Here is a 12,751-nt window from a genome sequence, read left to right as displayed (position 1 = left end):
CCTCGGCCGGTGCTTCCGCCGGATCAGTGGCTCGTCTGGGGCCGCGGGGGACCGTGTGGCCGGCCGGACCGCACCCCGGACTGTTCGTCCTCGTCGTCCCGCACGCTCGGGGAGTGCGCGAGACCGATCGCTCCCGCCGATATCAACACGGCCGCGATCGCGAGGGCTGTGAGCTGCGTCGCACTTTGCGGAAGTGTGACGTTGAACGCAAAGATGCCGATCAGGTAGCTGGCCACCGGATTCGTGATGTTCATCGCGGCGACCGCCGGAGGGAGCGAACCGGCCGCGAACGCGCCCTGTTCGAGCAGTAACCCGGTGATCGTCGAGACGGCCAGCGCGTAACCCGGCCAGTCCGTCGCGGTGGCCGCGATGCCCCGGCTGACCAGGTCCTCCACGGTCAGGCTGAGCGCCAGCGCGCTGTAGGCGAAGCACAGCCCGGCCGCGATCGCGATCAGGAACGAGTGCACGGCGGGCCGGCGGCCGGTGGCGGCGCCGATGATCAGCACCACCGCGACGGCGGTGATCAGGCCGGCCAGGATCGCCCAGCCGCGGTTGGCCTGGTCGGCGCGCGGCGCGACACCTCGCACGCTCAGGAACAGCGCCAGCCCGCCGCAGATCAGCGCGGCCGACACCAGGTCACGCCAGTCCGGCCGGCGGTGCCGCAGCGACAGCGACAGCGGCAGCGCGAACAGGAGCTGGGTGACCAGCAGCGGCTGGACCAGCGCGACGGAGCCGAAGTGCAGCGCGACGGCCTGGGCGCCGAAGCCGAGCAGGTTGGCGCACCAGCCGATCAACCAGAGCGGTTGCCGGAACAGCTTCCGGATCAGCCGGAGCAGCGAGATCACGACCACGCCGTGCTTGGGGGTGTCGGCCTCGCCCGGGTGGGCCGGTGCGTAGTCGGACTGGCGTGCCGCGTGTTGTTGGAGAGCGGCCGACGTGCCGAAGAGAAATGCCCCGAAAATCGCGAAGGTTACGGCCCAGGCCACACTCTGATCCCTACGTCCGGTTTATCGACGTTCCCCGGCTCCTTGGTCGAGCTTCGCACGGCGGCCGGGTCAGCTGCCGCCGAAGCGGCTGGCCAGGGCCCGGTACGCGCCCGGGAGAGTGTTCCGGACCGCCACCGGCAGCCGGAGCCAGGCGGGTCGGTAGAGCTCGGCGCCGCCGGCCATGATCAGCCCGACCAGGTCCCGGCCGACCGGTCCCGGGTCCAGCGGTGCCGGTCGCTGCCGGCCGTACGGGCGGCCCCGGCGCTCGAAGAACCGGGTGTTCACCACGCCGGGCACGAGCACACCGACGTCCACGCCGGTGCCCTTCAGCTCCAGCCGCAGGCTCTCGGCGAAGCCGTCCAGGCCGGCCTTGGTCGCCGCGTAGACCGCCTCGCCGGCGACCCCGGTGCGGCCGGCGATCGACGTGACGTAGGCGAGGTAGCCGGTGCCGCGCTGCCGCATCCCCGGCAGCAGCGCCCGGGTCAGCGCGATCGGTGCGGCCAGGTTCAGCACGAGCAACCGGTCGCGGTCGGAGTCGGCCATCTCCTCGAACGGACCGGCCCAGCCGGAACCGGCGCTGGCGACGAGGATGTCGACCCGTCCGGTGCGATCGAGCGCGCCGCGGGCCAACCGCTCCGCCTCGCCGGGGATGCTCAGGTCGGCGACCAGCGCGTGCCCGTCGAGCCGGGCGGCCAGTGCCTCGACGGCCGGCCGGTCGCGGCCGTGCACGATGACGTTGGCGCCCTCGGCGGCGAGGGCGAGCGCGGTGGCCCGCCCGATGCCCGACGACGCGCCGGTGACCAGGGCGACCGCACCCGAAATCCGCATCACCCCATCTTCGGGTACGACCGTCCACGACGGACGGAAACGCTGCGCGGCCAGTCGCGCGCCGGTAAGCTGCCGTTGCGTCGATTGAATGCGTCGATCCAGGGAGACCGATGCCCGCCAGTCTGCCCGCCTCCGCTGACGTGGTCATCGTCGGCGGCGGCCTTGCCGGCCTCGCCGCCGCGCGCCGGCTCGACCGGGCGGGCCTCGACTGGGTGCTGGTCGAGGGGGCCGACCGGCTCGGCGGCCGGGTCGCGACCGACGACGTCGACGGCTACCGGCTCGACCGCGGCTTCCAGGTGCTCAACACGGCGTACCCGAGGCTGTCCGCGCTCGTCGACCTCGCCGCTCTCGACCTGTGCCCGTTCACGCCCGGCGTGCTGGTCCGGCGCGGCCCGGAACTGGTGCGGCTGGCGGCGTCCCTGCGCCCAGGCGTGCTCGGCGCGTCCCTGGGCGCGGCCAGCCGGCTCGGCTCCCGCCTCGACCTGGTGCGGTTCGCCGCCCTCGTGGCCCGCTACGCGTCGCTGCCGCCGGCCCGGCTGCTCGACGCGCCCGAGACCACCGCCGAGGCGGCGCTGCGCCAGGCCGGCCTCTCCCACGCGTTCATCGAGGAGCTGGCCCGGCCGTTCCTGTCCGGCGTGTTCGCCGACCGTTCGCTGGAGACCTCCAGCCATGTGCTGGCGATGATCGTGCGCTCGTTCGCCCGCGGGCGCATCGCGGTGCCCGCGACCGGGATGGCCGCCCTGCCCGCCGGGGTGGCCGCGCCGCTGCCCGCCGAACGGCTGCACGTCGGCGCACCGGTCGGCGCGGTGGCGCCGGGCACCGTGTCGCTCGTGGACGGTCCGGTCGTGCGCGGCCGCGCCGTGCTGGTCGCGGCCGCGACCACCCTGCTGCCGGGCGTGCCGCTGCCGCGGATGCACGCGCTGACCACCTACTACCACTCGAGCGCCGACGCACCGCTCGGCGAGCCGACCCTGCTGCTCGACGGCGACCGCCGGGAGATCGTGGCCAACACGGTGGTGGTGTCGGCGGCGGCGCCGGGCTACGCGCCGCCCGGGCGGTCCCTGATCGCCACCTCGGTGGTCGGGCCGGCCGCCCCGCCCGAGCCGGTGGTGCGCGCCGAGCTCGCCCGCCTCTACGGGGTCGCCGTCGACGACTGGGACCACCTGCGGACCGCGTCGATCCCGGCCGCGCTGCCGGCCGCGCCGCCGCCGCAGGGCCGCCTCCGGGCGCCCGTCGCGCTGGGCGACGGCCTGTTCGTGGCCGGGGACCACCGCGACAGCCCGTCCATCCAGGGCGCCCTGGCCAGCGGCTGGCGCGCCGCCGGTGCCGTCATCGCGACGCTGCGCTAGCGACCGCCCGCTCGACTCCGAGCGCCTCGCCGTCCCGCCAGGCCGCGGCGTAGCGGGCCTCGCCCAGTGCGGCGCGCGCGGCCGCCGGGTCCAGCCCCATCGGCGGCCAGGGCGGCGCGAACGCCCGCATCCACATCTCGTTGGACGGGGTACGCAGGGCCTGCGCGGCGCCGGCCAGCCGGACGGCGGCCGTCAGGTCACCGTCCCGGCTGTCGATGTCGGCCACCGCCGCGAGGAAGGTGCTGAGCGCGGCCTCGTCGCCGGCATCGGCGGCCAGCGCCAGCGCGTCGACCAGGTGCCGGCGGGCGTCGGCCGGATCGTCCGCGGCGTTCGCGCACAGGGCCCACGTGTAGTGGGCGATCAACGCCGTGAACTGCTGCTGCCCGCGGCTCGCCAGGTCCAGCGCCACGCGCACCTTGTCCCAGGCCTCCGCCACCTCACCGGCGTGCAGCGCGATCAGCGCGAGCCGGCTGTGTACGAGGCTGTTCTGCCACTCCTCGCCCGACGTGATCGACAGTTCGCCCGCCTCGGTCAGGTAGCGGCGCGCCCGCTCCCACTCGCCGCACTGCGCGAGGAACTGGCCGTAGGTGCCCAGGACGACGGCGAGGGTGGCGTCGTCGCCGCTCGCGCGCACCACCGCGAGGGCCCGGCTGAGCAGCTCCTGGGCCACGTCGGGCTGGCCGGAGACGATCGCGGTGCCGCCGACGGCCAGCAGCACCCGGCCGAGGCCCCACTGGCTCAGCAGGTGTTGCCGGTCGAGGATCCGCCGCAGGTGCCGGCCGGCCTCGTCGATGTGCCCACGCCGCCACCAGAACGTCCAGGTGTCCCAGAGCAGGTGCAGGCTCGTGCCCGGATCGCCCTGGTCGACGAACCAGTCGACCGCGCCGTCGAGGTTGTCGTGCTCCCGCTCCAGGCGGTGCAGCCAGCCGGTTCCGTCCGCCCGGTTGAGGTACGCCTGCGCCTCGCGCCCCAGCCGCAGGAAGTGTTCCGCGTGCGCCTGGTGCGCGGCCGTCCAGTCGGTGCCGGCCCGCAGCCGTTCCAGCGCGTAGTCCCGGATCGTGTCGAGCATCGAGAACCGCGGCTGTCCGTCGGGAGTGGTGTCCCGCCGGACGAGCGTGGACTCGATCAACGCCTCCAGCAGGTCCAGCACGTCGCCGTCCGGGTGGGCGACCGCCTCGGCGGCTTCGAGGTCCCAGCCGCCGGCGAACACGGCCAACCGGTCGAACATCGCCCGCTCGTCGGCGCGCAGCAGGTGGTAGCTCCAGGTGATGGTGGCGCGCAGCGTGCGCTGCCGGTCCGGCAGGTCGCGCGGGCCGCCGGTGAGCAGCCCGAGCGCGTCGCCGAGATGCTCGACGATGGCGGCCGGGGACAGCACCCGCACCTTCGCCGCGGCCAGCACGATGGCCAGGGGCAGCCCCGCCAGCCGGCGGCTGATCTCGACCACGGCGCCGAGGTTGGCCGGGGTCAGCTCGAAGCCCGGTGCCGAGGCGCGGGCGGTCTCGACGAAGAGCCGCACGGCGGCGGAACCCGCGAGGGCCGCCGCCGGGTCGGTGACGTCGGTCGGGCCGGACAGCGGATGCACGGGGTAGACCCGCTCCTCGGCCAGCCGCAGCGAGGACCGGCTGGTGACCAGCGCGGTCACGGTCGGTGCCAGGCGCAGGATCTCGGCGATCAGCGGAGCGGCCTCGGCGAGCTGCTCGAAGTTGTCGATCACCAGCAGCAGGTGCTTGGTGCGCAGCCAGGACGCGACGTCGGTGATGGCCGGCGTGCCGCCGGAGGTGCGCACGCCGAGCCCGCGGGCCAGCGCCTCGCCGACCAGGTCCGGCGACCGCGCCGCGGATAGGTCGACGAAGCGCGCACCGTCGCGGAAGCGGTCCGCCAGCCGCTCGGCGGCGGCCACGGCGAGCCGGGTCTTGCCGATCCCGCCGCTGCCGGTGAGGGTCACCAGCGGGACGGTCTCGTCGGTCACCAGCGCGTCGAGGGCGGCCAGGTCGTCGTCGCGGCCGACGAGCCTGGTGCGGAACGCGGGCAGGCGGCCGGCGAACGGCTCCGTCACGGGCGGGTTCGCGGCCCGCTCGAACCGCTGGGAGAGCAGTCGCGCGAGGTCGTGCTCGACCTTCTCGCGCAGGTCGTCGGCCGTCCGGAACCGGCGGTACGAGACGGCGTCGGGCGGGAGCGCGGCGAGCATGGCCGCCAGCCGCGGGTCGCGGTGCTCCGCCGGCTCCTTGACGTAGAGCAGCCGGGGCATCGCCTCGGCCAGCGCGAGCTCGTCCTCGAGGCCGGAGATCCGCTCGCCGGGTGCGATCCAGCCGTAGCGCTCGCCGTACACGCCGACGAAGATCTGGCTCTGCTCCACGTACGCGCGGTACACCTCGCGTGGCGGGTGGGGCCTGGCCCCCTGCTCGAACATCACCGCGACCAGCCGCATCCGGTCCACCGCGGCGCGGACCGCGACCCGCTCGGCCGCCAGCTCGTCCAGGGTGGAGCTGACGAACACCCGGACCCGCTGGTCCGGGGTGAGGATCATCGGGCTCACCACGGCGCGGTCGCCTCGGCGACGGCGCGCTCGATGCCCAGCTCCTCGCCGGCCCGCCAGGCCTGGTCGTAGGCCTGCGCGCCGAGCCGGGACCGGACCGCGGCCCGGTCGAGGCCGGTCGCCGGCCACGGTGCCACGAAGGCCCGCATCCACATCTCGTTGGAGGGGGTACGCAAGGCCTGCGCCGCCGCGTCCAGCCGCACGGCCCGGTCCGGTTCGCGGCGGCTGTCGAGGTCGGCCAGCGCGCCGAGGAACTGGGCGACGGCGGCTTCGTCGCCGAACGCGGCGGCCACGGACAGCCCGTCGACGAGGCGCCGGCGGGCGTCGGCGTGGTCGCCCTGGTCGACGCACCAGACCGCCCAGGTGTACTGGGCGATCAGCTCGACGAACTGGTCCGACACCCTGCGCGCGACGTCGACCGCGCGGCGCAGGTGCGCCAGCGCCACGTCGTACTCGCGCTCGGCGATCTTCAGCCGCGCCACCCGGCTGTGGTAGAGGCCCTCCTGCCAGTCCTCGCCCTGCTCCCGGGCCTCGTCCAGGTAGGCCTTGGCGAGCGCGAAATCGCCGCGCTGTGCGGCGAACTGGCCGAGCGGACCCAGCGCGAACGCCGCACCCGGGCCGTCGCCGGCCGCCCGCAGCATCGGCAGCGCCCGCAGGAACAGCTCCTCGGCCCGCGTGTGCTGGCCGGACACGAACGCCATGATGCCGGCGGCGAGGACCGCCCGGGCGGTCTGCGGTTCGGTCAGCCGGTCGTGCTGGCCCAGGATCCGGTCGAGCTGCCGGCTCGCCTCCTCGATGTGCCCGCGGCGCCACCAGAAGGCCCAGGTGAACCAGATCATCCGCAGCGCCTCGGGCGTGCCGTCGCCGTCGAGGAACCAGTCCAGCGCCGCGACGACGTTCTGCCGCTCCAGCTCCAGCCGGCGCAGCCAGACCGGCCCGGCGGGGCGGTTGAGGTGCGGCTCGGCCGCCTGCGCGACCGTCAGGAAGTGCGCCGCGTGCGCCTGGTGCGCCGCGTGCCACGCCCCGCCGTCGCGCATCCGCTCGAGCGCGTACGTCCGGATCGTGTCGAGCATGAGGAAGCGGGCCTCGCCGTCGGGCAGGGGGTCCTGGCGCACCAGGGTGGACTCGACCAGCGCTTCCAGCAGCGGCAGCGGGTCGCCGGCGGGGTCGGCGACCGCCGTCAGGGCGTCGAGGTCCCACCCGCTGACGAAGACGCCGAGCCGGTCGAACAGCGCCCGCTCGTCGGCACCGAGCAGGCGGTAGCTCCAGGCGATGGTGTCGCGCAGCGTGCGCTGCCGGTCGGGCAGGTCGCGCGGTCCGCCGGTGAGCAGCCCGAGCTGGTCGTCGAGGTGCGCCACGATGGCGGCCGGGGACAGCACCCGTGCCCGCGCTGCCGCCAGGATGATGGCCAGCGGCAGCCCGTGCAGCCGGCGGGTGATCTCGACGACGGCGCCGGTGTTCTCCGGGGTCAGCGCGAAGCCGGGCGACGCGGCGCGGGCCGTGTCGACGAACAGCCGCACCGTCGCGGAGTCCGCCGGGTGGGTGGAGTCCTCGGACAGCGGCGGCACGTCGTAGACCCGCTCGCCGGCCAGGCGCAGCGGCGCCCGGCTGGTGACCAGCGCGGCGGCGTCGCGCGCGGTGCGCAGGACCTCGCCGATCACCGGTGCCGCCTCGGCGACGTGCTCGAAGTTGTCGACCACCAGCAGCAGGCGGCGGGTGCGCAGCCACACCGCGACGTCGGTGGCGGCCGGCACCGCGCCGGAGGTGCGCAGCCCGAGAGCGCGCGCGAGCGCGTCGCCCACGAGCCCCGGCGAGGTGACGGGGGAGAGGTCGACGAACCGGACCCCGTCCCGGAAGCGGTCGGCGACCCGCTCCGCGGCGGCCACCGCCAGCCTCGTCTTGCCGATGCCGCCCGGGCCGACCACGGAGACCAGCGATGCGCCGTCGGTCAGCAGCCCCGCCACGTCGGCCAGCTCTGCCTCCCGGCCGATCAGCGGGGTGCGGAAGGTGGGGAGCCGGCCGGGCTCGACGGGCGGTGGTGGGGTGGGTCCGGACCTGGTGAAGCGCTCCGACAGCAGCCCGGCCAGGTCGTGCTCGACCTGCCCGCGCAGCTCGGCGGGCGTGCCGAAGCGGCGGTACGAGCTCCCGGCGAGCAGGGCCGTCAGCCGCGGGTCGCGGTGCGGGGCCGGGTCCTTGACGTAGAGCAGGCGGGGCAGGTCGCCGGCGATCCGGAGCTCGTCCGCCAGGCCGGAGACCTCCTCGCCCGGTGCGGTCCAGCCGTAGCTCTCGCCGTACACGCCGACGAAGATCTGGCTCTGGCGCAGATAGGCGCGGTAGACGTCGCCGGGCGGGTGCGGGCGGGCGCTCTCGTCGAACATCACGGGCACCAGGCGCAACCGGAGCACGGCGTCCCGGACAGCGGCGCGTTCGGCCGCGAGCTCGGTCATGGTGGAGCTGACGAAGACCCGGACGCGCTGGTCAGGCGTGAGGATCGCCGGCCGATCGTGCGACGGCACCGAATCACCCCCCTTTCAGGATATAGGGGGATTATTCGATCGTGACCGTCACCGGGCCGACCCGCAGCGTGCCGTCGTCGAGCGGGCTGCAGCGGATCCCGCCGTGCCCCCGCAGGGCCTTGAACGCGCCCGGCCCGACGGTCACGTCCATCCAGGCGCACGGGTTCGCCCGGCGGCGCACCGCGAGCCGCACCGGGCCGCTGCCGGAGTCCAGGCGAAGGATCGAGCCGACCAGGTCGTCCACGGCGATGCCGGCCACCAGGATGTTGCGCCGGACCTGGGCCAGCCCGATGCCCGGAGGCAGGCTCTCGCGGGCGATCACGGTCACCGCGGCGTCCCGGTGTGCGGGCCGGCCGAAGTAGCGATCACCGACGATGCCCAGCCCCGCGCGGATCTCGACCTCGTCGACCAGCTCGCCGGGCGGCGCCGGCGCCGGGCCGTCGGCGGGACGGCCCTCGAACCGGTGTGCGGGCGAGGCCAGCAGTTCGACGATCTCCGGCATCCCACCGAGTCTGGCATGTGTCGGTGCCGGGGTGGGTATAACGCTGCTCGTGGACGCCGTGCGGTTGAGGTTCGAGCGGGGTACCGCCGCCGGCGTCGCCCGGCGCGCGGTGCGGGAGGCGCTCGACCGCTGGAAGCTGGCCCATCTGGCCGACGACGCCGTGCTGGTGACCACCGAGCTGATGCAGAACGTCGTGCGGCACACCCCGGACGGCGGCGAGCTGGTGGTGCGCCGCCACGGCGACGCGCTGCGGATCGAGGTCGCCGACACCAGCGCCGCCGAGCCCACCGTGCGGGCGCCCGACCCGGCCCGGGCCGGCGGGCGCGGCCTGCCCATCGTTGCCGCGGTCGCCCGCGCCTGGGGCACCCTGGCCCGCACCGGCAACCCCGGCAAGGTCGTCTGGGCCGAGCTGGCCTAGTTTTCGTCCTCGTCGAGCCAGAGGCAGAACGGGTGGCCGACCGGGTCGATCATGACGCGGACGTCGTCCTGCGGCTGGAACGCCGCGACCTTGGCGCCCTGCTGCTCCGCCCAGGCCACGGCCGCGGGCAGGTCGCGTACCGCGACGTCGAGGTGGACCTGCATCTGCTGCTCGCCGGCTCCGGCCGGCCAGACCGGCGGGACGTGGTCGGGTTCGAGCTGGAACGACAGCCCGATGCCGCCCCCGGGCGGCCGCAGGGTCGCCCACGTCGGCTCGTCGGCGCCGCGCTCCCAGCCGAGCAGGCGCTCGTAGAAGTCGCGCAGCGCGCCTGGGTCGGGAGCGTCGAGCACCATCCCGTTCGGACGCAGGTTCGGCCGGTCCATGGACGGACCCTAACCCCGCGCCCCGTGGTCCGCAGCCCAGGCGGCGCGGGTGAGCTCGTACGCGACGTCGCCCTGCTCGGATCCTTCGATCACGTCGGGCCAGTCGGTGTGGAACTGGTTGACGAACCGCAGCCCGACCTTCTCCAGCACTCGGCGCGACCCGGTGTTGACGGTCATCGTGTCGGCCACGACCAGGCGTACGCCCAGCTCCTCGAAGCCCTTGTCGACGACGGCCCGGGCTCCTTCCGTGGCGTAGCCCAGCCCCCACGCGGCGCGGCGCAGCCGGTAGCCGAGGTCGGCGACGTCCGGCCGCTCGGGATCGGTCGGCCGCAACGCGAACCAGCCGACGAACCGCCCGCCGGCCCGCTCCTCGGCCGCCCAGACCGCCCGCCCACCGCCGAACGCGGGATATCCGCGCAGCATCTCCGGCAGTGTCCGGTCGCGCGCCGCCGTGCGGCTGGCCGGCTTGCCGCCGTTGATGTAGCGCATCACCTCGGGATCGTCGACGAGCGCGAACAGCTCGTCGGCGTCGTCGTGGGTGACGTCGCGCAGCACGAGCCGCTCGGTGGTCAGGAACGCCATGACCGCGATGGTGCGCCCGTGGGCGCGTGGGCCGCGACGGGTTTTCGGCGCTGTCGGCTTGGCGTCTGCCCCGGGGCGCCGCCGGTGCGAGCATCGGTGCGTCGGAGAGGGGAGCGTCGATGTTCCGCAGAGCCGCCGCCGTCGTCACGGTGGCCACGCTGGGTGTGCTCGCCTCGGCCGGGCCGGCGCGGGCCGACCACGGCACCGCGCACACGATCGCCGAGATGACCGCGCACTACCGCGATCCCGGGCTGGAACCGCAGAACAAGCCGTTCGCGCTGCTCTACCTGCGCACGACCGAGGGGATGCGGGACGCCAACGCGGCGGGCGAGTTCTCGGCGCCGGAGTTCTGGGACCGGGAGGTGATCCCGACCTTCGCCGACTACTAGCTCGACGCGTACGCCGCCTGGGACCGGCACCGCCTCCGCGACGTCGACCCGGCCTGGCGGATCGCGTTCCGCGCGTCGCCGGAGCGGCTCACCTGCACCCAGTTGATCTACCTGGGCATCAGCGCGCACATCAACAACGACCTGGCGTTCATGATCGAGGACATGGGACCCCGCTACACGTACGCCGACCACCAGCACGTCGACGACGTGCTGGTGTTCCGGACCCGGCCGGTGGTCTACCCGGAGATCCAGCGGGACCTGTGCCCCGGCCTGTTCGGCGAGACGGTGCCGCCCACCGCAGACGTCGACATCTTCGCGTGGCGCGAGCTGGCCTGGGCGAACGGGCAGGCGCTGCGGGCCGCGCCGGACCGCCGGTCGCGCGAGGCGCTCGCGCGGGGGATCCGCGACCACGCCCGCGACAAGGCGCGCGAGATCCTCGACTGGCACCGCGCCGGCTAGCGGCTCGCCGCCCGGCGGTAGCGGGAGATCGACAGCGGCACGAAGATCACCAGGATCAGCAGGCACCAGCCGATCGCCAGCCAGATCGGGTGCTGGGCCGGGAAGCCCGTGCCGTTGGCCGCGCCGGCCGGCGCGTTGCCCCACAGCTCCCGCAGGGCGAGCACCACCGACGAGATCGGGTTCCACTCGGCGATCGGTCTCAGCGCCGACGGCAGCGACGAGGTCGGCACGAACGCGTTCGACAGGAAGGTCAGCGGGAACATCCAGATGAAGCCGGCGCTCTGGGCGACCTCGACCGACTTCACCGACAGCCCGATCACGGCCGAGATCCAGCTCATCGCGTACGCGAAGAGGAACAGGATCGCGAAACCGGCCACGCCCCGCAGGAACCCCTCGTTGATCCGCCAACCGACGATCACACCGGTGACCGACATGACGATCACCGTGAAGACGTTGTTGATCAGGTCGGAGGAGGTGCGCCCGAACAGCACGGCCCCGCGCGACATGGGCAGCGAGCGGAACCGGTCGACGATGCCCTTCTGCAGGTCGTCGGCGAGCCCGATGGCGGTGATGCCGGCGCCGAACGCGACCGTCTGCACGAAGATGCCGGGGATCAGGAACTCGCGGTAGTTGATGCCGGGCGTGGCGATCGCACCGCCGAACACGTACGCGAACAGCAGCACGAACATGATCGGCTGGATGGTCGAGAAGATCACCAGGTCCGGAACCCGCTTGATCTTCAGCAGGTTGCGCTTGGTGACGACCCAGCCGTCGCTGGCGGCCTCGAGCGCCGTGCTCATTGCGTACCCCCGGGTTGCTCTTCGGCGGGCTGTCCGGTGAGGGTGAGGAACACGTCGTCCAGCGTCGGCTTGCGGATCTCCAGGTTGGTCGGGGTGATCTCGGCGGCGTCCAGCTTGCGGACGGCCTCGACCAACGCCGCCGTGCCGCGCTCGATGTGCACCGTGACCTCGCGGGCCTGCTCGTCGATCTCGGGCTCGTCGACGCCGACCGACCGCAGCACGTCGGCGGCGGGCACGAGCTCGCTGCGGTCACCGACGGCGACGGCCAGCTTCTCGCCGCCCATCTGCCCCTTCAGCTCCGCCGCGGTGCCCTGGGCGATGGCCCGGCCGTGGTCGATCACCACGATGTCGTCGCAGAGCCGGTCGGCCTCCTCCAGGTACTGGGTGGTGAGCAGCAGGGTCGAGCCGGCCTTGACCAGGTCGCTGATCACGCCCCACATGCCGAGCCGGCTGCGCGGGTCGAGCCCCGTGGTCGGCTCGTCCAGGAAGATCACCGGCGGTTGTACGACCAGCGCACCGGCGAGGTCGAGCCGCCGCCGCATGCCGCCGGAGTACGTCTTGGCCGGCCGGTCCGCGGCGTCGGTGAGCTCGAACTGCTCGAGGAGCTCCTTGGCCCGCTGCCGGGCGCGCCGCTTGCCCAGGTGGTAGAGCCGGCCGACCATCTCCAGGTTCTCCTGGCCGGTCAGGTAGTCGTCGACGGCCGCGTACTGCCCGGAGACGCCGATGATCCGGCGCACCTTGTCGGGGTGGGCGCACACGTCGATGCCGCCGACCTCGCACCGCCCCGAGGTCGGGGTGATCAACGTGGTCAGCATGCGCACGGTCGTGGTCTTGCCGGCGCCGTTGGGCCCGAGCAGACCGAGCACGGTGCCCTCGGGCACGACGAGATCGAGTCCGACGACGGCCGTGACGGAGCCGTAGGTCTTCCCGAGCTGTTCGGCGATGATCGCGTTCGCCATTTGCCTACCGTAGCCGGACGAATGCCGCAAATCCGCTGGCTCTC

The 12,751-nt window shown here is 74.1% G+C and carries 12 protein-coding genes and 1 pseudogene; 4 read left to right on the top strand and 9 right to left on the bottom strand.

Annotation, left to right across the window (positions count from 1 at the left end):
- Positions 1-23: 23 nt before the first annotated feature.
- Both CHC05_RS14875 and CHC05_RS14870 read right to left on the bottom strand, forming a co-directional pair.
- On the bottom strand, positions 24-986 hold the full coding sequence (locus CHC05_RS14875) for a DMT family transporter (protein WP_179266191.1): 963 nt from the start codon (positions 984-986) through the stop codon (positions 24-26).
- A gap of 69 nt (positions 987-1,055) precedes the next feature.
- A complete protein-coding gene (locus CHC05_RS14870; protein ID WP_089249028.1) occupies positions 1,056-1,814 on the bottom strand; it encodes an SDR family NAD(P)-dependent oxidoreductase in 759 nt (252 codons plus the stop codon).
- Between the two features lie 122 nt (positions 1,815-1,936).
- Here CHC05_RS14870 and CHC05_RS14865 point away from each other — a divergent pair, with 122 nt between their 5' ends.
- Positions 1,937-3,163 (top strand): NAD(P)/FAD-dependent oxidoreductase, encoded by a 1,227-nt coding sequence (locus tag CHC05_RS14865; protein WP_089249534.1) that lies wholly within the window; start codon positions 1,937-1,939, stop codon positions 3,161-3,163.
- Here the strand turns inward: CHC05_RS14865 and CHC05_RS14860 are convergent.
- From CHC05_RS14860 to CHC05_RS14850, 3 genes are read right to left on the bottom strand one after another with little or no spacing between them, the layout of a single operon-like run.
- Positions 3,144-5,690, bottom strand: a complete 2,547-nt coding sequence (locus tag CHC05_RS14860) for an ATP-binding protein (protein ID WP_144022598.1) — start codon at positions 5,688-5,690, stop codon at positions 3,144-3,146. The two genes, CHC05_RS14865 and CHC05_RS14860, sit on opposite strands and share 20 nt — an antisense overlap.
- Positions 5,691-5,695: 5 nt before the next feature.
- Complete coding sequence (locus CHC05_RS14855) at positions 5,696-8,215, bottom strand: ATP-binding protein (protein WP_089249024.1); 2,520 nt, start codon at positions 8,213-8,215, stop codon at positions 5,696-5,698.
- Between the two features lie 31 nt (positions 8,216-8,246).
- Positions 8,247-8,717, bottom strand: a complete 471-nt coding sequence (locus CHC05_RS14850; protein WP_089249022.1) for an MOSC domain-containing protein — start codon at positions 8,715-8,717, stop codon at positions 8,247-8,249.
- Between the two features lie 31 nt (positions 8,718-8,748).
- Here CHC05_RS14850 and CHC05_RS14845 point away from each other — a divergent pair, with 31 nt between their 5' ends.
- Entirely contained in the window at positions 8,749-9,135 is a 387-nt protein-coding gene (locus CHC05_RS14845; RefSeq protein WP_218824550.1) for an ATP-binding protein, read from the top strand.
- Here the strand turns inward: CHC05_RS14845 and CHC05_RS14840 are convergent.
- Positions 9,132-9,518 carry a VOC family protein gene (locus tag CHC05_RS14840; RefSeq protein WP_179266190.1) on the bottom strand — a complete coding sequence of 129 codons (387 nt, stop codon included), beginning with the start codon at positions 9,516-9,518 and terminating at the stop codon, positions 9,132-9,134. The two genes, CHC05_RS14845 and CHC05_RS14840, sit on opposite strands and share 4 nt — an antisense overlap.
- A 9-nt stretch (positions 9,519-9,527) precedes the next feature.
- Positions 9,528-10,100, bottom strand: a complete 573-nt coding sequence (locus CHC05_RS14835) for a GNAT family N-acetyltransferase (protein ID WP_089249020.1) — start codon at positions 10,098-10,100, stop codon at positions 9,528-9,530.
- Between the two features lie 119 nt (positions 10,101-10,219).
- Here CHC05_RS14835 and CHC05_RS14830 point away from each other — a divergent pair, with 119 nt between their 5' ends.
- Positions 10,220-10,489: a hypothetical protein gene (locus tag CHC05_RS14830; protein ID WP_144022597.1), complete on the top strand. Its 270-nt coding sequence runs from the start codon at positions 10,220-10,222 to the stop codon at positions 10,487-10,489.
- A gap of 12 nt (positions 10,490-10,501) precedes the next feature.
- Positions 10,502-10,948: pseudogene (locus CHC05_RS14825) on the top strand (DUF5995 family protein); the annotation flags it as partial.
- Here the strand turns inward: CHC05_RS14825 and CHC05_RS14820 are convergent.
- Entirely contained in the window at positions 10,945-11,748 is an 804-nt protein-coding gene (locus CHC05_RS14820) for an ABC transporter permease (protein ID WP_089249014.1), read from the bottom strand. The pseudogene CHC05_RS14825 and the gene CHC05_RS14820 sit on opposite strands and share 4 nt — an antisense overlap.
- A complete protein-coding gene (locus tag CHC05_RS14815) occupies positions 11,745-12,707 on the bottom strand; it encodes an ATP-binding cassette domain-containing protein (RefSeq protein ID WP_089249012.1) in 963 nt (320 codons plus the stop codon). The genes CHC05_RS14820 and CHC05_RS14815 overlap by 4 nt, the downstream gene beginning before the upstream one ends.
- Positions 12,708-12,751: the final 44 nt, after the last annotated feature.

The organism is Asanoa hainanensis (genome assembly GCF_900188485.1).
GTDB lineage: Bacteria > Actinomycetota > Actinomycetes > Mycobacteriales > Micromonosporaceae > Asanoa > Asanoa hainanensis.
Note: the sequence above shows the minus strand (reverse complement) of the source record. Positions and strands in the feature narration are given on the sequence as shown.